We start from the raw sequence: 22,237 nt of genomic DNA on the forward strand, positions 1-22,237 counted from the left end.
GTATAACTTCGCCAATAGGGATAGAGGGCACAAGGCATGAACAACTTCGCCAATCTTCCAGCACCGTCGCCGGAGCAGGGTCTGAACCGCTATCTTCAGGAGATTCGCAAGTTTCCCCTGTTGGAACCGGAAGAAGAATACATGCTGGCCAAGCGTTGGGTCGATCATCAGGATGCGGATTCCGCGCACAAGATGGTCACGTCCCACCTGCGTTTGGCGGCCAAAATTGCCATGGGCTATCGCGGCTACGGCCTGCCGCAAGCCGAGGTGATTTCCGAAGCCAATGTGGGCCTGATGCAGGCCGTGAAGCGTTTCGATCCAGAAAAGGGATTCCGACTGGCGACCTATGCCATGTGGTGGATTCGGGCATCCATTCAGGAATACATCCTGAGATCGTGGTCGCTGGTAAAGCTGGGTACGACATCCGGTCAGAAGAAGCTGTTCTTCAACCTGCGTAAGGCGAAGGCTCGCATCGGTGCACTCGAAGAGGGTGACCTGCGCCCCGAGAACGTCAAGCGCATCGCCGAAGACCTGAACGTGACCGAGGACGAAGTCATTTCGATGAATCGTCGCATGTCTGGCGGCGATGCCTCGCTCAATGCGATGGTCGGATCAGAAGATGACAGCGCCACGCAATGGCTGGATTGGTTGGAAGACGAAGATGCCGACCAGGCGTCGCAGTATGAAGAACGCGACGAGTTGGACACCCGCCGCGAGATGCTGGTCAAGGCGATGGATGTGCTCAACGATCGGGAGAAAGACATCCTGATGCAGCGGCGACTGAAGGATCAACCAGTCACCCTCGAAGAACTTTCCGGCCAATACGATGTCAGCCGCGAGCGTATCCGCCAGATCGAGGTGCGTGCCTTTGAGAAGTTGCAAAAACGCATGAAAGAACTGGCCTCGGAAAAAGGGCTTCTGGAAACCGTCTGATCGAATCGCCTCCCTTCTGAAAGTGCCCCAGAGGGTGCGCTTTCAGGAATGTGAGGGAGTTGACCATCGCCTGCTCTGACACCCTACGGATTCGATCGCAGCCAGACGTGAATACGCATCTGGGTCGTTCAACTTGGTTTCCCGTGAACGATGCAAGCATCACGCTTTCGGAGTATTCTGAGCAGCGGGATTGCGAAACAAAATCATGGAAGTCGAGAACCCCGGGAGGGTTGGCGACAGCCCAACGAGATACAGACCAGCATATCATGCCAAGCGCCTCAAAGGCGCGCGAAACGCTATCTGGTTGCGGCGCTTGCGATGACCAGCGAAAATATCAGCAACTCATCCTACGGGGTGATTTACCAAAATCCTGATTTTCTTAGGGTTTTTGGCACCGGCGGTAGGGATCGGAGCAAAAATGCACAGCGTTGAAATACAACGATAAATTTTATGCCCAGCGCCCGTTGGCACCATTATGTGTAAAGCAATGTGCACATTTCATGCCACGAGCCAACCCTCCAGTTGGTATCGCGCGTTGTTCCATCACCTCCGATCACGTCCTGCGGAAATGTTCAAATGAGTGTCGACAGGTTGATGTGACTGTTTCGAATATTGAAGCCGGGAAAGACGGCTTCCCCCGAGCACCCTACTCTTCCCTCTTCCACGAACGTGCCCGGTTTATCGCTCGGGTTACGTACACTGGGAACACCGACTTCCACGCTTGCGGCAGATGAACGGGGCACGGCTGTTTCAGTTGTCGGGCCGGATACAAATTCGGTTCAGAGGTTGGGGCATCTAAACGGGCGTGTTCTTGCTCAAGTCGATCTGCGACTTCATCTCTTCGACCGACACGACGGGATTGACAGCGGCAACTTTTGCCTTCTCGCCTTCGACATCCAGCGACTGGTCGATGGCTCCGGCAACCTTGAGCCTGATCTCGATAAGACGCTCGGCCAGGGATTTCGGGACCGAAGGATCGGAAAGTTCCGGGTTCGACCCGAAGAATTCGAAGTTTCCGCAGACATCGAAAATGCGAAACTCTGTCTTGTTCTGGCCGGGGTCGAAGAGGTCGGGACATAGCCGCGCTCCGCGCCCCACCATCTGCCAGAACCTGGTCTTCGAACGCACGAGCTTGAAGAAGACCAGGTTGACCATCTCGGGGACATTGATCCCGGTGTCCATCATGTCGACTGAGATGGCGATCTGGGGTTCTCTGCTGGCGATCTCGAAGCTCTCGATCAGGCTCTGGGCGTAGCTTTCGCCATGGACGATGCGGCGCGCGAAGCTGCCACCATAGCAGGGCCAGCCGGCGCTGAACCGTTCTTCGATGAACTTTGCATGAGCCTTGTTGGCCGCGAAGATGATCGTCTTCCCGATCTTGTCGCCACCATCGACCCGGAATCCCGTACGCCATGACAGCCGCTGAGCCTGTTGATCGACAATGAGGCGCAAGCGCCATGCGTTCGAGCGCAGCGCCGAATGGCATCAAGTTCCGCGGCGATGGTGAGTGGCTGGCCCGCAAGCATAGCTCCTCACGCCGGAGGCAATGGCGCAAGGACCATCTCGCAATGGATGCAGGCACGGGAGACATCCGCGCTGTCGAGTTCACGTCCAGCCGCCAGGGCGACAGCCCATTCGTCGGGGAAACGATCCCCCGGATCGTTTCCTGATCCTCCTCATTGCCAGAGTTGCTGGCACAGATCCCGCCCGACGAGCCGATCGAGACCGTCACCCCTGACGGAGCGTATGACACGCGACGGTGTCATGGCGCGATCATTGAACGAGGTCCCCGCTTGCCGGACCTCTCCGCGTGCCAAGCCATGTCGGGGTCGAACCAGACCGAGAGTGAGCCACGCTTGCACAGCGCTGCGTTATACTCGGGCCAGTTCGTCGTGTGATAGCGGGGAGGTATGGGTCTCGGCATAGACGCCAGCTACAACACTGGATTCACAAAGGGAATCCCTACCGATATTTGCAACAACGTCCTGCAGCACCCGGTTTCTGACCCGGACCGGCCTTCAGCGCCGCTTCGGTTGACCGCTGTACAGCCCGGAACAGACCCACAGCCCTTGGCACGAAGCCTGCGATAGCTGACCTTCGCCGCGCGGGTCGCGAACTGGTACGATGCGGGACAAACCAGCCGTCCGCCCACCGAGCTCGAAGGGCGGATTCGGGTCGCCTCCAAGATATGTCTCTCAAGCAAAACATGATAGCCCTTCCGCAGGTGACCCGCGAAAGGGCTCCGCTGGATCAAGCGCGCCTATAGCTTCAGAAATCGCGCGATCGCCTCGATGGATGCCGCGTGCGCCGTGGCGCGGTCCCAGCCCTCGGGGTCGTCGCAGATCGGGTCCTCGCCCTCTTCGACAAGCAGCTGCGCCGCATTTTCCTTGCAGATCGGAAGGAACGAGAAGTGGTGGGCGTTCGGGACAATGGTGTGTTCCACATTGGACAACATCTCGATGAGCCCGCTACCCTCCGCTCGAACATCCGTGGCGAACCAGGTGAAGCTGTCGCCCAGGGACACGACTTGTACAGGGATATCGATCTCCGCCGCGCTCTCGGGGGTCGCGGCATAAGTAAAGCCGGGATCGACGGCGACGACGGAGGTGAAGCGCGGGTCCGACATCTCTGCCGAGAACTCCGGCGGCAGGTTCTCGAAATCGACCCCGCCGCGCATAAGAAACAGGCAATCCTGTGCGGTCTCGCCGAACCGCTCGCAATAGTCCCGGTAGGCTTCGGGCTCGAGACGCAAGCCAGCAATCCCCATCACTGTGGACCCGCCGAGTGAGAAGCCAAGGGCCGCGATCCGCTCGCGGTCGATATGCGGCGCGATCTGTGGGTCAGTCAGGACATGGTCGAGCGCGGCACTCATGTCTGCGGCCCTTTCGGACAGGCGCACGGTCCGGCGCGGGGAACTGTCACCAGTCGTCGTTCCGGGGTGGTTCATGACCAGGACCATCGTGCCACGCGCAGCAAGGCCAGCAGCGAACCAGGCTGTGCCGCCGACGCCGCTGCCGGAGCCGTGCGACACAACGATCAGCGGCAGTTCCCCATCGGGAAACCCGGCGCCGATATAGGCCTCGACCGGCTCGAACACCACGCTGTCGCCGACGGGTGCCGCATAGGTCGTTCGACCAACCGGATACCAGAGGCCAGCCGCAATCAGATCCGAACGGTGGTCGGCCCGGATATCGAAGCGATCGAAACCGACATCGGGGTCCGCAAGCGCCGGGACAGTGAATGAGATGACGAGCGCAGCGGTTGCAAACAGGGATTTCATCTTGGGTCTCCTTATTTCAGATGATGAACCCACCTCCCACGGACAGCTCTATTATGCGTCCTTGATCCGGTTCGAGGTCGTGCAGAACCGGATCCTGGTCTATCCATCCAGCATGTTGACGTTTCCGATTCCACTTGTGGTCACCCTGATCCTTGGCTTTCTGGCTTTGCGACATGCACTTGCCGGCGATCGATCAATCCTGTTTCTAGTGCTGCTCGTGGCCTGCGCGCTCCAGGCCTTCGTGATCTCACTGACACAGCACTACGGGCTGTCCCGGTTGTGGCCTGTCCAACCTGTCATCGCCGCCGCCATGCCGCCTCTGGCCTGGCTGACATTCCAGTCTGCCGCCCTGCGCCCGTCTGAACGCAATCGCGACTGGCTCCACCTGCTCGGCCCAGCCTTCACCGCCTTCTGCACGTTCTTTGCCCCCGATGACGCTGGACGTTGTGCTACCCGCGCTCTTTGCTGGTTACGGCGTGGCGATCCTGGTCCGGCTCCGGACCGACGACGCCCTGCCACTCGCGCGGCTCGGCTCCGGTCCGCTGCCGGCGAGGATCTGGAAGGCCATCAGCCTTCTCCTGATTATTTCAGCCGTATCAGACGTTCTGATCGCCGTTACGCTCCTGCTCGGGCATGCCGAATGGCGGCCACTGATCATCAGTGTCGTCACTTCCTTCACGCTCCTGGGCATCGGGCTCCTGTCGCTCTCACACGATGCCGAAGGCAAGGCTGAGGAGGGTTCGGACGGGACCGCGCCGGAGACGTCTCACCCCTCGGAGGAAGATGCGGCCCTGATCGCGCGCCTCGACGCGTTGATGAGGAACGACCGGCTCCATCTCGATCCTGACCTAACGCTTGCCCGTCTCGCTCGGCGGCTGCACGTGCCGATCAAGCAGCTCTCGGCTGCGATTAACCGGACAACGGGCGAGAATATCTCGCGCTATGTGAACGGGTTTCGCGTTCGCGGCGCCTGCACGCTGCTGGAGAGCGGCGAGAGCGTGACCCAGGCCATGCTCGGGAGCGGGTTCAACACGAAATCGAACTTCAACCGGGAGTTCTCGCGTGTCATGGGGCAGTCGCCTTCTGCTTTTCTTCGTCGTGCGCAGGAAGGACAACGCCTGACCGGCGCTCAGGTCAGCCCTGCAAGCAAGGAAGCTGCGCGCGAGACCGCTCTTCAAACGTGGCGGCGTTAGGTACCTAAACCTCGATTAGCAGCCATTCAGTGCGGATGCAGCATTGGTAAACAAGGGCTCGAACCGGCCGCTCACCGCCTGTTACGCGGGCGACGGCACTGCGGGACTTTCCCGCCTTTTGCTCACGCGGCTATTGCTGACGCAGCATCGCTTCGCGGATGCGGCATGCTCGCCGTTGCGTTGAAGCCAAAGTCGCCAGAGCGGTCATTCAAAGCCCCGCTGAGACACGAATTTCAAACCGTGCGTTCGCTGCGGGCGGTTACGAGGACTCAGACGCGGGCGAAGCGTGAATTCGCCGCGCTCGCACCAATACCCCTTTTTTGGTTCGCGCGGTTCGGATCGAGCAAGAGTCTCGCCTCCGACGCTCTTGATAGCGTGTCTTGTCGCGTTTGAGGTACACGAGCTCCGCGCAGGCTGTGGTCATTTTCGAGTTTCTAGAAATCGTCAAATTCGGGGACGTTGCCTAGCCTTACAAGGAAACTTGGGTCGCCGACTTCTCCACTGGCTGGATCTTCAGTAACCATGTATGCGTCAGCACCTGCGCAATTCTCAGATAGAGCCTCTCGTTCGGCTCTGTTTTGTGCCTCCGACGCTGTTGAATATTCGAGCTGCTTGGCAATTTTCAGCCCAGCCTGCCCATCGCGCCCAGCCTTCTTCTCGACATACGTCTGGCAGATATAGTGAATTTTTTCATTGGTCCGCTCTGAGTTTGTCATTGGTTGATCCTTAGAGGAAGCCGGGATGAACGGGGAATCCAGGGACTGCCTTGGCTGATTTCAGCCCGACCGGATCGCCTGCGGCCAAGCTTGGTGCTTAACGCAAAGCAATGCCGCCGAAGCCCTATCATCACTTTGAAACGGCTCTAGAAGGTCGCGTTTTGCGCGCTGGTGTCACTGTGGTTTCTGGTGACGTGTTCGCCTCTCTTTCAAGGCGCGCATTGCGCAGCCGGGAATTCTTAGCTTGTCGTTGTTCAGTTTCTTCGTCGACCATTTGCCTGACGACACGCGTCGTCTTATCCATCGGAGTTTCCGGTTTGGAGTCATACACTTTGAACAGATTGTTTTTTGTCAGTTTCGTCAATTTTCAGTTTCCTTTGTTGTTGCAGGTCGGCTGGACCAAGCGAGGTCTTTCAAACCAGCGCCAAGTGTTCGACCTTGCCTTGGGTGTGCCGTGATGGTCGTGTGGGTGGACTGCCCAAGAGTTCTACTTTGATGTCCGGCGCGGCCATGGCATGCATCAACGCATTGTAATTCATCTGGAATCTTACCTCGGAACCCAGCGTCGGCTGGGTGCCGGGCGTTCCAATGACAAGATGATCGCTGGTTGCACCGATCAATGTGCTTCCAACAGGCATTGAAAGCCCCAGAATGTCGGTGTCCTGATGTCCCATAGCGACGATAAAGCGCTTGGAAACACCACTGGCTTGCGCGATGCGACGTCTTGCCAAAGTTGGTTCGACCAGAGCAATGGCGGAAGGCGCAGGTTTTGCACCCGTTTCAATAACTTCTGCGACAAGCGTGAAGGCGTCTGTGTACATCCCCTCGATCCGGTCGCCAGACACTGGCTCAACACCCAGAAGGATCGCCTCACCCAGACGGAGATCGTTGACGCGACCCGTCGCGTGTTCGCCAAGTGCCCATGGCAGGTTGGCTGAGTTGCCACCAGAGACGATCTCGAGGAACGGGCCGCATACCCTCTCGATCTCATTCGCGATGTCGCAGAAAGCGGCCATTTGCAACGCAGTCGGGGCAAGCCCGTTCAAGCACGCAAAGTTTGCGCCGATCCCTTTCAACGCAACCCCAGACATTTGCATGACCTGCTGCGCAATATCTTCCAGGTTCTCCGGTAATATCCCGTCGCGAAGGTCACCCATTTCGACCATGAGAAAAATACCGTGGACGGAACCATTGCGGATCGCGGCAGCAGCCAAAGCCGAAATGACCAAAATCTCTGTGTTGTAGCTTGTCTCGCAGGACTGAACGACTTGATCGGCCTGGCTTAACATCGGCGTGCGGATCAGAGTGATAGGGCCTGTCATGCCTGCCGAACATAGCCTTTGGACATTGCTTATGCGTGCATCTGCAAGCCCTGCGGCCCCGCCATCGAGCATGGCCTGAGCAATCGCTGGATGCCCACAGACACCCTTGGTCACGCCTGTAACGCCGATCCCACGCGGGCCCAGACGCCCAGCAATTGTCTGTGTGTTGCTCCGTATCTTGCCCAGATCCACTTCGATGCGCGGGCAGCTCATATCGCGGCCACGGGCGGCCTTTGTGTCAATCCAGGGTACGCGGCTACGACCATCGCCAGCAGATGTGCAGCCGGCCTGGCCAATGCATCAGTGACTGGTAGCCCGAGTTTGTGTGATTGGGCCGCGATGGTGTCCGTGATTTCGGCCTCGGACATCTCCTCGTGATTGAGCGTGACACCGATGACCTTTGTATCGGCAAAGGCTTCGATCAAAGTAATCTCACTTGAAGACGTGGGCATCGGCATATTGGGAAAGTCGCAGCGATGTGCACGTTTGGGCGCGTGCTGAAGGATGACAGCATCCGGCTGGCTCCCTCGCAGGATAAAGGCGGATGTGCAAAACGCGGGATGGCTGAGTGCGCCTTGGCCTTCGATCAAAATAACATTGGGTTGTTCCGCTTCAGAAGCCGCAACAATCGCGCCTTCAAGCTCGCCACAGCAGAACTGGGGCGGCACAGCATCCATTGCGATACCGTATTTCGCGCCCTGCATCAGGCCGGTCTGGCCCGTGCCGACAAGCACTGTCTTGATCCCCTTCGCATTCAGGGCGTGCGCCAAAACGGTTGCCGTTGTGCGCTTGCCAATCGCGCAGTCTGTCCCAAGAATGGCGATGCGCAGGGCTTTGACACCAGCGATACTACCATCGAACAGGCGCATGTCCTTGCTGGGCTTCGGCTTGCGAATGTCGCGGATCGTGACATTCCGTTCCGAGGCGGCATTGGTGATCTCCATGTCATCGCTCAGGTACTCATGCAGCCCGCTCACGATGTTCATGCCAAGCTCAATCGCTTGCAGAACAACACCTCGGTCCGCAGCCGAAAGACGTCCTGTTGAAGGAGCCATCCCATAGATCAGCGTATCGGGAAGGACAGCTTCATGGGCAACTGCCGCATTCAGATGACCAAAGATGGGTATGCTGTTGCTTACATCGTCGAGAACGGTTCCACTATCTTGTCCGATATAGGTGCTGTCGATGACAGAAAGGATGCGATACGCTTGTGAATAGCGCACAAGGCCATTCGCCGTCTTGCCATCGATTTGCGCGAAATTTCCCTCGCAATAGACGACCGCCGTCGGTGAGGATGTGATCTGCCTGCCTGACGTCATGCCTGCGGGTTTGATCTGTTTCATTGGAGGTGCTTGCGGTCCCCTGATAGGGCAGCGGATGGTATCGACAGTTTCAGATTTGGTTTCCATTGTGGTTCTCATTTATAGGTTGGCACGGCGGGCAGAATTGCCCTCACATGTGCATTTTGAATGGAGATGGTGCCCGTGGCTCGCGCCTAGTTGTTAAGGACGCACAGCCCTTTGATTTTTGGAAATTTTGTTGCATTCCCAGCGGTTACCCGACCTGTCCAGATGCGCATTTTTGGGAAAGTTTATGAATTCGCATGTCTCGGCAGAGGCGGTGTATCCCGCGACCACAAACGGACTACCAAATGTCACAACTGACGTGGTTGTGCGCAATGACATCGGCAACCTTCCCAAACATCAGATCCCTGCTACAGGACGTGACAGCTGAATTTTCATGATGGAGGGTTGTGGTCCGCTCTGGCAGGCTGATACGCCTATTCCGCAGAGAACCGCAACTTTCGTATCTTTCACATAGTCTCTTAACGTCGGAAATACAACGTTGATGACTCTGGCTTCATTTCTAAGACCACCCATACCCCAAAAGAGGTCAAGGTTGGCGAGCACAAAGGCACGTTCTGGATTGGCGAACGGCAGTTGAAGTCCGCCAACTTCGTTCAGATGTTGATTCTTTCAGCAATGCTTAACGCATCTTCCAGCTCGACACCTAAATAACGCACGGTGCTATCGACCTTCGTATGGCCAAGCAGAAGTTGCACAGCGCGAAGGTTGCCCGTCTTGCGGTAAATCTCCGCTGCTTTGGTTCGGCGAAGCGAATGGGCAATGTTGCGCCAAACAGGCTCGAGGGTGAATGCGCCCTTTCCCCGCTGAGTTCAGGTGACGGCTTCAATCTCGGCTCTGCCAAGGGCCGAGAAGGTGTTCGTGATTGCGATGCGGATGTGGATTTCGGCGAACGGACATGATCCTCTCACCGAAAAGTTTCAGGCAGTTCATCCTGGCCTCGACCCGGCTTCGGATATGGTATCGCGCCCACTTCTTCCAAAGTGCCCGGCCCAGATGTCGGGTTGCACGCAGGATTTCGTTTCTCGTGATGGCCGCGTGGCAGTCTGCCTTCCCCAGGCGCGCCCGTTGCGACGGATGGGTAGTGAGGGCATGACTGCCACGGGTTCGAAGGAATGCCCGAACGCATCGGCACCTCGTTCAATGATCGCCCATGACATCGGCGCGTATCATAGGCACCATCGGCGGTGACGGTCTCGATCGTCTCGTCGGTCGGGATCTGTGCCAGCAGCTCCGGCAGCAGCCGGCTGTCGCCCTGACGGCTTGATGTGAACTCGACCGCGCGAACGTCTCCCGTGCCGGCGTCCATGGCGATATGTACTTTCCGCCACTTCCTGCGGCGCGAGGTTCCATGCTTGCGGGCCAGCCACTCACCATCACCACGGAACTTGATGCCTGTGCTATCGATCAACAGGTTCAGCGGCTGCCCGGAGACGCGATACGGGATCTGCACCGCAATCCGCGCCTGGCGACGGCACAGGGTCGAGAAATCCGGCACCGGCCAGTCGAGACCAGCCATCTGGATCAGGCTTTCGACCAATCCAACGGTCTGGCGGAGCGGAAGACCGAACAGGACTTTCAGCGTCAGACAAGCCTGGATCGCATTCGTCGGGTAAACCGTCCCCCGGACGGTTTACTGGCCCTCCTCATTCCGAGAAAGTCTCGGGCCGTCCCCGCTTGCCGGACTTCTGCGCATACCAAACCATGTCGGGGTCGAACCAGACCGAGAGCGAGCCACGCTTGCGCAGCGCAGCGTTATACTCGGACCAGTTCGTCGTACGGTAGCGGGTTGGAGGAGGCTTCGGCATAGACGCCAGCTACATCACTGGATTCATGAAGGGAATCCTCGCCGATATCTGTAACAACGCCCATGGCAATGTTCGAAGGTGCTTTGGCACTCGCCATACCGGAGTGCCAATATCATCGAAATGATGGCGCAGCTGGGGTTCCACAATAGCGTCTCGAAAATATCTTTCGGCTTCCTATCATTGGTAGCCATTCATGCTCGCGCACATCGTCGACGCTCGGCTTTACAAGCGCCGAACAGAGTTACCGCCAGCGATGATCGCGTTGATCAAATCCGCGACGGCACGATGCTTTTCCGTTTCAAGTTCCGTGCCCACAGCGTTCTCATGGGACGCCGCAGCGTCGCGAAGAACCCCCACGATCTCGTGCTCGGGCAGCAGCTTGCGGTCATTCATCGCAAGCAGAAGCGCCTCGCAGATCGAAAGGGCCGCCGTGCCGGCATGATCTGTCTGGTCGGGCATCGTGGGATTTCCTCGCTGCGAATTGGCGTGCATGGCCGTGGCGCGCCGGGATGATCCGCTCCTTTGTTGCAGGTAATGTGCTAGGATGGACTGATCTGAATCAGTGGCTTGGTCAGAAGTTTTCGCTACTGCCTTCACCATGAACTGCCGTTATTGCGAGGGAGCGTATGACCGTCGAGGCGCAAAGCCCCCTGATCCGCAAGCTTTCGACCTTCGTCGCATTGTCGGAGGCGGAGCTTGCCGTGCTCGCGCGTCTGCACCGCCGCCGCCGGACGTTCGTTGCCGGACGGGACATGGTGCATCAGGGGCAGTCCGGCCAGCTGGCCTACATCCTGTCGTCTGGCTGGGTCTGTTCCTACAAAATCCAGCCCGACGGGACGCGCCAGATCGTCGATTTTCAGGTTCCGGGCGACTTCCTCGGCCTGCGCAGCGTGCTGTTGCGCACCTCGGACCACAGCTTCGAGCCCATCGTCGACATCGAAGCTGCCGAAGTGCTGACGGACGACCTTCTTGAGGCGTTTGCGCAGACGCCACGCCTGGCGACCGCAATTCTCTGGGCGGCATCAAGGGACGAGGCGATGGTCGTGGAGCATCTCGTCGGCATCGGTCGGCGTGATGCAGACGCCCGCATGGCGCATTTCCTGCTGGAGCTGGGATCGAGGCTGGCGCTGGTCGGCATAGGCAGCAAGGAAGGCTTCGACTGCCCGCTGACGCAGTATCACCTGGCAGATACGCTGGGGCTGAGCGCGGTCCACGTGAACCGCGTCCTGCGGCAGCTTCGTGAGAGTGGGCTGGTGACCTTTCGTGACGGGCATGTGACGTTTCACGACTATGGCGGGCTGGTGGAACTTGCCGAGTTCGATTCGGCATATCTGGACCAGAGCGGGCCCCTCCTGAAATGAGAGGGCCGCCCTCCCTGTTCGGCAGACGGCTCTAGTGGTCACGTCAGACGCCGAATGTCACGCGAGGGCGTGGGTCGCTGCATTGAGTTCATTGTTTGACTCAGCCTCCCTCATGGCAAGACGCGCTTCCTCGGCGGCCGCGTAGTGCTTCAATGCTTCATTCTTCTTCAGGCTTGGCAGCGCAGCGTTGCAAGCATTTCTGACGGAGATTGCCTTCAGCGATGGCCGTGTCATGTTGAGCGGCATGGCATTGTCCTTTCATGGAAGTTCCGAGAATAAGAAGCCTGCCAAAATGCCGACCTTTGGGGTACGGCACCCTCGCACGCTTCCAAGTACTCGGTAAACGTGCCACCAAATACTCGTTGGGCACATCTCATCTAGTCAATGTCAGGGCCTTGCTGCACTGACGCAAGTTAGTCCGGCCCCTCCGCATGTAGAGTGTCTCTGCGGTGCTCAGGTCACTGCAGTTTGCTGGTGGGAAATCCTCAACCATCTGTCTTCATCGCGAAGGTAAGTTGAGGCGCATAGCGCCTCCAGTATAGGCACATCAGCTTTCTCTGCCGAGACCCGGTAAGTAAGAATGGCGATATCACCGCACCGCATCACACGCCGTTCGGCCATGACAACGGAACGCCAGCCGGTTCTCTGTCGAAGATGGGTCCAGATCTGGTCACCCTGGAGGATGCCGGGCGGATAGGAAAAGATCATGACGGCGTTGTTAGCCGTCGTCGCACGCGCGTTGTCCGCGCCACTGGTCCAGAAGTGTTCCTCCACGTCCCAGAGAACGCCCTGCTCGCGCGGCGATAGCGTCCCGGACTTGTGCGCCGCATGGGATGGTGTTCTTCCGGTCTCAGTTGAGAGAGTCATTCGCCTGACCCCGTCCCGCCAACCATAAACATTTGAAACAGAATAAAGATGATCGCGAGCACGACCCAGATCGCTCTGCTTGTGCCCAGGCGGCCGTCGGTGCCCGTCGAGGTAGCTCGCTTCAGGATACCTGACATCGGGCCTTCGGGGAGCAGCTGGCTCAGGTCTCTTGCGACCCTGCCTTGATCGCCTGCGAGCGCGGGAACGTCCCGAAATCGAGCAAGCAGTATCTCCAACCGCGATCGGGCGGCGTCACGCCCCAGTGTGGCCAGGTCAGCGGTTTCTGCCCAGGGATCGAGGCCGAGCCGCGCGAGCGCGGAAAGGACCGTCACGACAAAGCCGTTCCGGTCTTCACCGACCGACGCATAGAGAAATCGCTCGAACTCGGGCGGGTGCGGGTTGAGAACATTGGGTTCGGCCATCGCGATTCCATTCCTTGGTTGCAGGAGCGCAGATCGCCCCTGTTTCCCCTAGCGTACGCGCAGGTCGGTCCCGGTGCCCTTACACAGGTCAGTGCCGGCGACGCCTTTCAGAGAGTTCACAACCGGTCAGGCGCCCGGGGACTAACCTGTGTCAGCGCAAGGCGAACGATCATGAGCTACAAAAGGCGAAAGCGTTCGACAGGTCGGGCCCGGATTTCAAGGGGGCGCCGACAGTAATGAGCGACGAAACTGCCAAAATCGCGGAGATCAGAGATGAACATGCGGTCGACCAGATCGACGGTGACGTTTTCGAACCCGTTCACCTTGTCGGGATACCCCGGCAACCTGCCTGCAGGCGACTACGACGTTCTCGTTGAAGAGGAACTTCTTCAGGGGCTGAGCTTCGAGGCCTATCGACGGACGGCGACCTACCTGATGGTGCGCGGCCAAGGCGCTCGTGCGGGGCGAAGCGCGCTCCGGGTGATAACCGAGCGTGACCTGAGCGAGGCGCTGCGCCGGGATGCGGCCACAACCGAAACGAACAATCACAGCGAAGCGGCGCTTTCCCCGCAGGAGGACAGAACATGAACACTCCCGAATGGCTCAAACCCGGCATTTATGGTGCGCTGATCGGCGCGGTCTTTGTCGGTATTGTCGGATTCACATGGGGCGGCTGGGTGACCGGCGGTACCGCGAATGACAGAGCGATGGCGATGTCCCGAAACGATGTCGTCGCCTCCATGGTACCAGTCTGCCTCGATATGGCACGCTCGGACCCGGCGCGAACGGACAAGCTGGCAACGATTCGGGCAGCATCGACCTACCAGAGGCGCGATGCTCTCATGACAGCCGGCTGGGCGACGATGCCAGGAACCGATGCTCCCAACCGGGACATCGCGCAAGCTTGCCTGAAGGAACTGGACCTCTGAGGGCTGCTGGTCAGAGCCGATGATGTGATGGCGCAAAACGCGTCACACAGTCAAACGCGCGTGCCACACGACTCGCCGAGTGCCGAAATCGAAACAGGAACTTTCAATGCCTTCCGATGACAATGGATCCGACAATCGAGGACCTTGGAAAAACAAGCAGACCCGCGCTCCCCCTGAGGTTGACGCAATTCTCACGCGGGGTCGGGATCGGCTGCATGGTATCCTGCCGGGCGGACTCCCGCCGGTGAACCGTCTCGTGATCGGGGCTGTGATTGCGCTTGCGGCTTTTGGGGCGTGGTCTTCCTATTACACGGTGCCGAGCGACTCCGTTGCGATTGTCCAACGGTTCGGAAAGTACACGGCCGAGGTCCCTCCGGGGTTGCACTTCAAGATTCCGTTCGGGATCGACGTGACCACGTTGGTCCCGGTCAAGCGTCAGCTAAAACAGGAGTTCGGTTTCACGACACCGGGCGCCACCGACCCCTATCAGAGCCCGACCGACGGTCGCCGCGAGACCGAGATGGTGACCGGCGACCTCAACGCGGCGCTCGTGGAATGGGTCGTGCAGTACAGGATATCCGAACCCCGGAAGTTTCTGTTCGAGGTGCGCGAGCCGAGCGCGACACTGCGGTACGTCTCGGAGTCGGTAATGCGCGAGGTCGTGGGGGACCGCACGGTCGACGAGGTGATCACCGTTGGCCGCCAGGAAATCGAAAGCGAAGCCCTGCTGAAGATGCAGACGCTCGCCACCAAATACGCCATGGGCATCAGTATCGACCAGGTGCAGCTGAAGAACATCAATCCGCCCCAGCCCGTTCAGGCATCATTCAACGAGGTGAACCAAGCGCAGCAGGAAAAGGAGCGGATCATCAACGAGGCCCGTCGAGAATACAATCGGGTCATTCCGCTTGCCGAGGGTGAAAAGGACCAGCGCATCCGCGAAGCCGATGGTTATCGCCTGCGACGGATCAACGAAGCCGAGGGCGACGCCGCCCGCTTCACGGCTCTCCTGACGGAATACCGCCAAGCCCCCGAGGTAACGCGGCGCCGGATCTACATCGAAACCCTGCAGGATGTTCTGCCGGGAATTGGTTCCAAGATCATTGTCGACGGGTCCACGGCAAGCATCCTGCCGCTTTTGAACCTTGACCGGCAATCTGGAGAGAAACCATGAAGACCATTTCGCTCTTTGCCGCCGGGGTTGCGGTGGCGGTGGCCGTCACGGCCTCTTCTGCCGTCTATACCATCGGTGAAGTGGAGCAGGCCATTGTAACCCAGTTTGGCAAGCCTGTCGGCGCCCCGATCACCACGGCCGGTCTCAAGGTGAAACTGCCGGTCATTCAGACGGTTAACCGGATCGATCGCCGAGTCCTGGAATGGGACGGCTCGCCGTCGGACATGCCGACCAAGGACAAGCTCTACATCTCGGTCGATCTCTTCGCGCGTTGGCAGATCACCGATCCTCTTCAGTACTTCCTGCGCCTGCGTGACGAGCGCAGCGCCCAGTCACGCCTCGACGATATTCTCGGCAGCGAGACGCGGAATGCCGTGGCCAAGCACGAACTCATTGAAATCATTCGAACGACCAAGGGGCGGACGCCGCTGCGCGACAATCTTCTGACCGACCAGGAACTGGCGCAGGATATCGGCGCTCTCGTTCCCATCACCAAGGGGCGGGCGCTGGTCGAGCAGCAGATCTTCGAGGCGGCGGCGGAAAAGGTGCGGGTCTTCGGGATCGAGCTTCTCGACATCCGTTTCAAGCGAATAAACTACAACGAAAGTGTGCGGCCCAAGATCTATGACCGCATGATCTCGGAGCGGCGACAGATAGCCGAACGCTTCCTGTCCGAAGGCAACGGTGAAGCGGCCCGTATTCAAGGCAATCGGGTGCGGGATCTCAACAAGATCCAGTCCGAGGCCTATCGTGCCGTAGAGGAAATCCGTGGCGCTGCTGATGCCGCTGCGGCAGACATCTATTCAGGTGCCTACAACGTCGACGCCGTTTCCAGCGAATTCTACGATTTCACCCGCACCATGCAAGCCTACGGCGATATGATTTCCGACGACACGACGCTTGTCCTGACGACGGACAGCGACATGTTCAGGTTCCTTCGTGGAATGCAGGTCGAGGTACAATCCGTCCGTGATCCCCCATCTGCTACGAGCGATGGCGGTGTTGCGTCAACATATTTTGATCCACACCAATCAGGCGCCGTGGAGCCAGTTGCGGACCGGACCGGTGCCGATGCAGCGCAATAGGCGCATGGTCTTGGTTCGCGAGCATGCATGACCGGTCCGCTGAAAACGAGACGTCCCGAATCGAAACCCCGCAGTGTGGAAGGAAACGAAGCCATGGCATCTGTCAAAACACTTCCAAAAACATCAGCAGAGACGACCGATCTTGAACGGCGGGTGCTGGCCCATGAACGGGTCTTGCAGGCCTTGATCGCCTACATGGCCCGCACGGAGCCTCGTTTCATCAACCATCTGAACGAACGGTTCGTGGAGCCGATGCGTATGGCGAAGCACGAACACGATCACCGCGAAACCGACGACTACGCGGAAGAATTTATCCGCGCCGTGATACTCCTTGGAGAAGCCCGGGTGCTTCATCCCGAGGAACCCAACGTGATCAATAAGCAAAGCGGATCACCCAAGGGCCAAAAGAGAGAGAGGCCTTTCATGGAGCGCCCCGCGAAGTTTGATCCGGTGCAGGTGCGCGAAAGAAATGGCATTTGGGAAGTGATGGCTGAGGGTAAGGTTCGCAGCGACTACCATCAGAAGGAACAAGCACTTGCGGCGGCGGCTTTGCTCAGGTTGTCCCAGCGATGACCGGTAGCAGCTCTCCGACAATCCCCCGGGAATTCCCGATCCAGGCGGCCGAGAACGAAGGCATGCCGCCGTTACCAGAGACCCCGGAGAACCCTTCACCGTTTGCGCGCCCCGGGCGCCGGACAGGAACGCTCCGGCTGGCGCAGTCGATGGGGAGCGGGTCACGTAGCGGACCCTCGACCGCAAGGAAAAAGCCAATGCGACACAACCAAGAGCCAACTAGACTTCCGTTCGCGCGATTGACCGCAAGACTGTTTGCCGCGGCCGGTATGATCGCGTCCATGGCCTTCCCTGTCTTTGCGCAGGATGGAACCGGCCCGATGCCCGAGAACGCTCAGCCGCGCAGCTACGGCAGCGGGTGGGTCTGCGATCCCGGTTTCCGGGTGGACGGCGCCGAATGCTTGGCCCTCGATATCCCCCAGCATGGCTATCCGACCGGGCGCTCCTACGGGACCGGGTGGGAGTGCGACCGTGGGTATGAGGAAGTGAGCGGGACGTCCTGTAATCCGATTCCGGTGCCTGCCAATGCCTTCCTGCGGTCGTCCGGCTACGATTGGCAATGCGAACGCGGGTACCGGCAGGATCGCGAATCATGTGTGCCCATTGTTCTGCCCGAGTATGCTTATCTGACAGAAGACGACTCAGGGGCGGGATGGACCTGTGATCGCGGCTATGCGGCCGTGTCAGGGACATGCATGCTGATTCCCGTGCCAGCGAACGCATATCTGACCAACGCAAATTACGGTGCCGCCTGGGCTTGCGAGCGGGGTTTCGTTAAGATTGACGACCGTTGCGACGCCGTTGTGGTTCCAGCGAATGCGTTCCTGACGCCGGACGCTTACGGGGCGGGCTGGCGCTGCGAGCGTGGCTATGAGCTGGCTGGCGATGCTTGCGTCGCCATTGATCTTCCGGAGAACGCGCATCTGGACCGATCCGGCAACCGGTGGACCTGCAATCGAAGCTTCCAGCTTTCCGAAGGGGCGTGCATTCTTGGAAGATGATATTGAAAACACGATGCACGGCGGTGCGCCCGGCATGCGCGTCAGCATAGGGTGTCGTCTGCGTTACAGTTTCCCCCAGCCGACGCCGCTGATCGCGATGCTGAACGTCCACTATTCGCGCTTTGGCGATCTGGAGCGTGCCGATTACCTCGTCACTTTGCCGAGTGTGCCGCTGGAAAGCTATCGGGACGGCTTCGGCAACTGGTGTACGCGCCTTCTGGCTCCGGCGGGCGATTTCTGTCTGTCCACCGACGGCATCTTCCGCGACACGGGTCGACCTGATCCGACGTTGCCGGGCGCACAGCAGCACGCGGTCCAGGATCTGCCATCCGATACGCTCATGTTCCTGCAGGGGAGCCGGTATTGCGATACCGATCTTCTTTCGGAGGAAGCCTGGCGTCTTTTCGAGACCACTGAACCCGGATGGTCGCGCGTTCAGGCGATCTGCGATTTCGTACACGGGCATGTCCGCTTCGATTACACGCAGGCGAAAGCGACGCGCACCGCATCGCAGACAATGGCTGAGCGACAGGGTGTCTGCCGTGACTTTGCCCATCTCGCTATCGCCTTGTGTCGCTGCATGAATATTCCGGCACGCTACTGCACCGGATATCTGAGCGATATCGGTGAACCGCTGCCTCATCCGCCGGGGGACTTCGCCGCGTGGATGGAAGTCTTTCTCGCTGGTGAATGGCACATGTTCGACCCGCGGAACAACAAGCCGAGGTTCGCGAGAATTCTGATCGCGCGCGGGCGCGATGCCGCCGATGTGCCTTTGACACTGACATTCGGTAAAAATACGTTAACGGAATTCAAGGTCTGGGCGGATGAATTGATCTGAATGATGATGGCTTCCTTTTCGATACACAATCGTAAATCGCATCGCCGATCCCCACCCATATACACAATACCGAGGCCAAACATCCCGATCCGTCATGGATGAGGATTTGGCGCCGGCCAATCAAAGGATTGATGGCATGTCCTTCAAGGACTTGACCGCCAGAGCTGCGGTCGCAATGAAGCCGAAGCCTGCAGAGACTGTGAAGACCCCTTCCGAGGAGAACGAACCCAAGCCCGCCGACAAGGAAGCGCCCGCGAAATAAGAGACATCTTGAGGCCTGCACAGGCTGCGCGCCCCATTCTCAAGGGGCGCGCGGACAACAGAAGCAATAAGGGAGAGGATCACGCCGATGGAATATCTGACGAGCAAGACCGTTGCGGTTTTCGTCCGACCGTTCACCGTTCCAAGCTTTGCCGAGACGCTCCCGGCAGGGGAATACGAAATTGAAACGGAACTGGTTTCGCCACCCGATCAAAAGGATCCCGAAGCCTGGAAAGCCTCGGTCCTGGTGAAGCTTCATCCTCGGATTTTGCATCCTGGACTGGCAAGAACCCTGACTGTTTCCCTTGCCGACCTCGACCACGCACGTGCCAGGGACAAGCTGACGGGTAAGGCGTTATCCGACTTCTTCCTTGAGGAAATGCTGGCAGATCCGATGGTGCGCTTGGTAATGGAGGCCGATGGCGTCTCCGAAGCACATCTGCGGCATCTCTATTCGGACCGCAATACGCCTGATCCCGATCAGGGTGGGCGGGCATCGATCACGACCACTCAAAAGACGCCGGGCGATGCACCAATACAGGCTGCCGAAAACGAAGGCATTTCGACAGCGCCGGAAACACTGTCGCTATCGCTAGGCCGCCAAGTCGCGGGACAGACTTGATGTCGGACGAGGCCATGGCCGAAGGCGAACGGCCATGCATTACGACCGTTCGGGCCCGGCGCGACGTTCCGCAGGAGCGCCAATGCCTGCGGTGCGAAACCCTTTTCTGGAGCGAAGGGTTCGGAGAGCGGATCTGTCGGCGCTGCAAGGGATTGAACGCCTGGCTAAACGCCGTGCCCGATAGCTCCGGGTCATCGCGCCGCCGCTGATCCGCATCGGCGTGCGTGCCGTCTTCCTCGAACCACACTGGACGCCCATTTTGGCCTGCCTCGACATCCTTCACACTACAACCTACCGATACCGTCAGGCGGTCGCCCTCGGGCCGCACAGGTTGATGCTGCGTCCGCGCGAAACGCGGGAACTGCGACTGCTCTCGCACGACCTGTCCATTACTCCCGCGGCAGCTTTAACCTGGGCACACGATGTCGCCGGCAATTCCATAGGGACCGCACTCTTTGACACTCCGACAGATCATCTGGTGATCGAGATCCGCGCAAGTCTAGAGATCACCGCGCCGGCCTGGCCCGTTTTTGTCATCTCCGCTTCTGCCATCGAGTACCCGTTCCTCTATTCAGCCGACGAATGGACGGATCTGGGCGCGCTGACGGTTCCGCAGTATGGCGACCCCGACGGCCGATTTGCCCGATGGATCGAAAGCTTTGTCATGAGGCGACCAACAGACACGCTGTCTCTGCTGAAGGACATAAGCAATGGCGTGTTCACGCAGATTTCCTATCAGATGCGTGAGACGGAGGGTACCCAGACGCCGATCGAGACCCTCGACCGGGGATGGGGATCGTGCCGAGATTTCGCGGTCCTGCTCGCCGAGGCAGCCCGTAAGCTTGCACTTGGGGCCCGTATCGTCTCCGGCTACTTGTCCGATCCAGAAGACAGCCTCATCGGGTCCGCAGGTACCGGGTCCACCCATGCCTGGGTCGAGATATACCTGCCCGGCGCAGGGTGGATCGCCTTCGACCCCACCAACCGGAGCGTCGGCTCGCAGAACCTTGTGCCGGTTGCAGTTGGTCGTGACATTCACCAGATCGTGCCGGTCTCTGGCAGTTTTTCAGGAGGTCGGGGCGCCCTTAGCGATCTTTCGGTTGAAGTCTCGGTTCGCAGCGGCATTCAAGACATCTCGAAGCCATTGGAGAATCCGACCAATCCGTTAGCTTATCCGGGACTCTAGGTGCCCGGGGCGTGCATTTCGTGTGCATGCAGTTCTGAAGGTCAGCAAAGCGTTGCGGAGCAGGCCTTCACGTGGCTCTTGCCGAATGGCGACTTCGTCTAAGCGAACTGTAAATTTGACGTCCGATCCTTGCTGCGAGCCGCACCAATGGCGTTTTCTCACGCTGCTTAGCGGCATGGAGTTTTCGCTCATGCCGCATTTTTCGCGCTGCATGCGCGCGCAGCAGAAAATAAAATGACTGAGTCGGGCTCTTCGCCGACCTTCGCCACGGCTCTCCCGAGCGGCGGGACCGCGCGGCGAAGCTACCGCCGAAATTCATCTCTATCTCGACGTGATTTCCGCAATGGAGCCCGCGCTCTCCTGGAGCACCGACTGGCTTTGTGTCCACGCGGCGGGCTCGATGTCAAACGTGCTCCTCAACCAGGCTAGCGTGAGCCGCCGCGTGGCCTCCAGCGCGTCGGGGTCCTCTGCTTCGGTTTCGCGCGCGTCCCACCCCGCGATACCGCCCAGCCCATGGCCGACGCCGATGATCGTCAGTAAGGCATCGGCCCCGGGTGCGTCATGAAAGGGGTCCGCATGCCACTCGGGGCCACGGGGCGTGAAATGCGGGTCGTCGTCGGCACCGCAAACCACAAGCGTCGGGACGCTGATACCGCTGAAGTCCACGTCGAAGAAGGGAAAGTGCTGCGCGTTTTCTGGTGTGAGGTCCGCGCCGCCACGGCCTGGAGCGGCAAGCAGGATACCGGCACGGATGCGCGGGTCGGAAAAGTCCTCGCCCTGCAAGCGCGCGCCGAGTAGAAGGCCGCAGGTGAAGCCGCCGAAGGAATGCCCGGCCACGGCGATACGGTCGTGGTCCAGGCGGCCGGAGACGGCGGGGGCCTGCCGCTCGACCTCGGCCAGCTGGTCGAGAATGACGCGCATTTCCGCCACCCTCTCGCGCCAGAAAAAGGGTCCGTTGGGCAGATCGGGGTCGAGCCCACCGACCCGGGAGCTGGCTTGCGTCGGCTGGAGAACAGCCAGTCCCCGCTCCGCCCAGAACTGCGCAAGCGGGGCGTAGCCATCCTTGGAGGGGAGATAGTTCGAGGGACCGAAGCCGTGCGACAGGATCACGATGGGCAGATCGCCCCCAGCAGCCGGAGCGGTCAGGCGCAGCTCAAGCGGCTGGCGGCCCGGCATCGGCAGCCGGATCGGCGTATAGGCGACGGTGATCTCCGGATCTGGTGTCGGCAGGGCGCGGGAAAGGGTGATCAGTCTGTTCATGGAGGTGTTTCCTTTCGAAAGGGATGGCCGCATCGGACG

General features: G+C 59.4%; 23 protein-coding genes and 4 pseudogenes. 13 read left to right on the top strand and 14 right to left on the bottom strand.

Annotated features, from left to right (window positions below; genetic code table 11):
- Positions 1 to 36 precede the first annotated feature (36 nt).
- Positions 37 to 933, top strand: coding sequence for an RNA polymerase sigma factor RpoH (gene rpoH / locus FPZ52_RS06230; protein ID WP_146364652.1), 897 nt, complete (start codon positions 37 to 39; stop codon positions 931 to 933).
- Positions 934 to 1,728: 795 nt separating this feature from the next.
- Here rpoH and FPZ52_RS06235 read toward each other — a convergent pair.
- A complete protein-coding gene (locus FPZ52_RS06235; RefSeq protein ID WP_240804294.1) occupies positions 1,729 to 2,385 on the bottom strand; it encodes a helicase-related protein in 657 nt (218 codons plus the stop codon).
- A gap of 29 nt (positions 2,386 to 2,414) precedes the next feature.
- Between FPZ52_RS06235 and FPZ52_RS06240 the strand changes: the two are divergent.
- Positions 2,415 to 2,720, top strand: a pseudogene (locus FPZ52_RS06240) (transposase); the annotation flags it as partial.
- Here the strand turns inward: FPZ52_RS06240 and FPZ52_RS06245 are convergent.
- Positions 2,720 to 2,857 (bottom strand): annotated as a pseudogene (locus FPZ52_RS06245) (IS5/IS1182 family transposase); the annotation flags it as partial. The pseudogenes FPZ52_RS06240 and FPZ52_RS06245 overlap by 1 nt on opposite strands.
- Positions 2,858 to 3,193: 336 nt before the next feature.
- The gene (locus FPZ52_RS06250; protein ID WP_146364654.1) at positions 3,194 to 4,213 is read right to left on the bottom strand and encodes an alpha/beta hydrolase family protein; all 1,020 of its coding nucleotides are present in this window, start codon (positions 4,211 to 4,213) and stop codon (positions 3,194 to 3,196) included.
- Between the two features lie 431 nt (positions 4,214 to 4,644).
- Between FPZ52_RS06250 and FPZ52_RS06255 the strand changes: the two genes are divergently transcribed.
- A complete protein-coding gene (locus tag FPZ52_RS06255) occupies positions 4,645 to 5,406 on the top strand; it encodes a helix-turn-helix domain-containing protein (RefSeq protein ID WP_146364655.1) in 762 nt (253 codons plus the stop codon).
- A 434-nt stretch (positions 5,407 to 5,840) separates the two neighbouring features.
- Here the strand turns inward: FPZ52_RS06255 and FPZ52_RS06260 are convergent, their stop codons facing one another.
- The 7 genes and pseudogenes from FPZ52_RS06260 to FPZ52_RS06290 form a co-directional block, all read right to left on the bottom strand.
- Positions 5,841 to 6,122: a hypothetical protein gene (locus FPZ52_RS06260; protein WP_146364656.1), complete on the bottom strand. Its 282-nt coding sequence runs from the start codon at positions 6,120 to 6,122 to the stop codon at positions 5,841 to 5,843.
- Between the two features lie 130 nt (positions 6,123 to 6,252).
- The gene (locus FPZ52_RS06265) at positions 6,253 to 6,486 is read right to left on the bottom strand and encodes a hypothetical protein (RefSeq protein ID WP_146364657.1); all 234 of its coding nucleotides are present in this window, start codon (positions 6,484 to 6,486) and stop codon (positions 6,253 to 6,255) included.
- Positions 6,487 to 6,535: 49 nt separating this feature from the next.
- Entirely contained in the window at positions 6,536 to 7,657 is a 1,122-nt protein-coding gene (locus FPZ52_RS06270; protein ID WP_146364658.1) for an alanine/ornithine racemase family PLP-dependent enzyme, read from the bottom strand.
- The gene (locus FPZ52_RS06275; protein ID WP_205758570.1) at positions 7,654 to 8,787 is read right to left on the bottom strand and encodes an N-acetyltransferase DgcN family protein; all 1,134 of its coding nucleotides are present in this window, start codon (positions 8,785 to 8,787) and stop codon (positions 7,654 to 7,656) included. Before FPZ52_RS06275 ends, FPZ52_RS06270 begins: the two co-directional genes overlap by 4 nt.
- Positions 8,788 to 9,404: 617 nt before the next feature.
- Positions 9,405 to 9,566: pseudogene (locus FPZ52_RS06280) on the bottom strand (tyrosine-type recombinase/integrase); the annotation flags it as partial.
- Positions 9,567 to 9,620: 54 nt separating this feature from the next.
- Positions 9,621 to 10,616: pseudogene (locus tag FPZ52_RS06285) on the bottom strand (IS5 family transposase).
- Positions 10,617 to 10,838: 222 nt separating this feature from the next.
- Positions 10,839 to 11,075 (bottom strand): hypothetical protein, encoded by a 237-nt coding sequence (locus FPZ52_RS06290; RefSeq protein ID WP_146364660.1) that lies wholly within the window; start codon positions 11,073 to 11,075, stop codon positions 10,839 to 10,841.
- Positions 11,076 to 11,242: 167 nt separating this feature from the next.
- Here FPZ52_RS06290 and FPZ52_RS06295 point away from each other — a divergent pair, with 167 nt between their 5' ends.
- Positions 11,243 to 11,977: a Crp/Fnr family transcriptional regulator gene (locus FPZ52_RS06295; RefSeq protein ID WP_146364661.1), complete on the top strand. Its 735-nt coding sequence runs from the start codon at positions 11,243 to 11,245 to the stop codon at positions 11,975 to 11,977.
- A 57-nt stretch (positions 11,978 to 12,034) separates the two neighbouring features.
- Here FPZ52_RS06295 and FPZ52_RS06300 read toward each other — a convergent pair whose 3' ends face one another.
- From FPZ52_RS06300 to FPZ52_RS06310, 3 genes are all read right to left on the bottom strand, one after another.
- Positions 12,035 to 12,223 carry a hypothetical protein gene (locus FPZ52_RS06300; RefSeq protein ID WP_146364662.1) on the bottom strand — a complete coding sequence of 63 codons (189 nt, stop codon included), beginning with the start codon at positions 12,221 to 12,223 and terminating at the stop codon, positions 12,035 to 12,037.
- A gap of 207 nt (positions 12,224 to 12,430) precedes the next feature.
- A complete protein-coding gene (locus FPZ52_RS06305; RefSeq protein ID WP_240804295.1) occupies positions 12,431 to 12,844 on the bottom strand; it encodes a hypothetical protein in 414 nt (137 codons plus the stop codon).
- A complete protein-coding gene (locus tag FPZ52_RS06310; protein ID WP_146364663.1) occupies positions 12,841 to 13,266 on the bottom strand; it encodes a hypothetical protein in 426 nt (141 codons plus the stop codon). Before FPZ52_RS06310 ends, FPZ52_RS06305 begins: the two co-directional genes overlap by 4 nt.
- A 279-nt stretch (positions 13,267 to 13,545) precedes the next feature.
- Here FPZ52_RS06310 and FPZ52_RS06315 point away from each other — a divergent pair, with 279 nt between their 5' ends.
- The 9 genes from FPZ52_RS06315 to FPZ52_RS06355 all read left to right on the top strand — a co-directional run bounded on the left by FPZ52_RS06315 (position 13,546) and on the right by FPZ52_RS06355 (position 20,938).
- A complete protein-coding gene (locus FPZ52_RS06315; protein WP_146364664.1) occupies positions 13,546 to 13,854 on the top strand; it encodes a hypothetical protein in 309 nt (102 codons plus the stop codon).
- Positions 13,851 to 14,195, top strand: coding sequence for a hypothetical protein (locus tag FPZ52_RS06320; protein WP_146364665.1), 345 nt, complete (start codon positions 13,851 to 13,853; stop codon positions 14,193 to 14,195). The genes FPZ52_RS06315 and FPZ52_RS06320 overlap by 4 nt, the downstream gene beginning before the upstream one ends.
- Positions 14,196 to 14,301: 106 nt before the next feature.
- Positions 14,302 to 15,369, top strand: a complete 1,068-nt coding sequence (hflK, locus tag FPZ52_RS06325) for an FtsH protease activity modulator HflK (protein ID WP_146364666.1) — start codon at positions 14,302 to 14,304, stop codon at positions 15,367 to 15,369.
- A complete protein-coding gene (gene hflC, locus FPZ52_RS06330) occupies positions 15,366 to 16,454 on the top strand; it encodes a protease modulator HflC (RefSeq protein ID WP_146364667.1) in 1,089 nt (362 codons plus the stop codon). The genes hflK and hflC overlap by 4 nt, the downstream gene beginning before the upstream one ends.
- Before the next feature lie 27 nt (positions 16,455 to 16,481).
- Positions 16,482 to 17,027, top strand: coding sequence for a hypothetical protein (locus FPZ52_RS06335; protein WP_240804296.1), 546 nt, complete (start codon positions 16,482 to 16,484; stop codon positions 17,025 to 17,027).
- 197 nt (positions 17,028 to 17,224) lie between these two features.
- The gene (locus FPZ52_RS06340) at positions 17,225 to 18,028 is read left to right on the top strand and encodes a hypothetical protein (RefSeq protein WP_146364668.1); all 804 of its coding nucleotides are present in this window, start codon (positions 17,225 to 17,227) and stop codon (positions 18,026 to 18,028) included.
- Positions 18,029 to 18,062: 34 nt separating this feature from the next.
- On the top strand, positions 18,063 to 18,869 hold the full coding sequence (locus FPZ52_RS06345; protein ID WP_146365682.1) for a transglutaminase-like domain-containing protein: 807 nt from the start codon (positions 18,063 to 18,065) through the stop codon (positions 18,867 to 18,869).
- 349 nt (positions 18,870 to 19,218) lie between these two features.
- A complete protein-coding gene (locus FPZ52_RS06350; protein ID WP_146364669.1) occupies positions 19,219 to 19,752 on the top strand; it encodes a hypothetical protein in 534 nt (177 codons plus the stop codon).
- Positions 19,753 to 19,972: 220 nt separating this feature from the next.
- Entirely contained in the window at positions 19,973 to 20,938 is a 966-nt protein-coding gene (locus FPZ52_RS06355) for a transglutaminase family protein (RefSeq protein ID WP_240804297.1), read from the top strand.
- A gap of 321 nt (positions 20,939 to 21,259) precedes the next feature.
- Here FPZ52_RS06355 and FPZ52_RS06360 read toward each other — a convergent pair whose 3' ends face one another.
- Positions 21,260 to 22,198, bottom strand: coding sequence for an alpha/beta hydrolase family protein (locus FPZ52_RS06360; protein WP_146364671.1), 939 nt, complete (start codon positions 22,196 to 22,198; stop codon positions 21,260 to 21,262).
- Positions 22,199 to 22,237: the final 39 nt, after the last annotated feature.

The organism is Qingshengfaniella alkalisoli (assembly GCF_007855645.1).
GTDB classification, from domain to species: Bacteria; Pseudomonadota; Alphaproteobacteria; order Rhodobacterales; family Rhodobacteraceae; genus Qingshengfaniella; species Qingshengfaniella alkalisoli.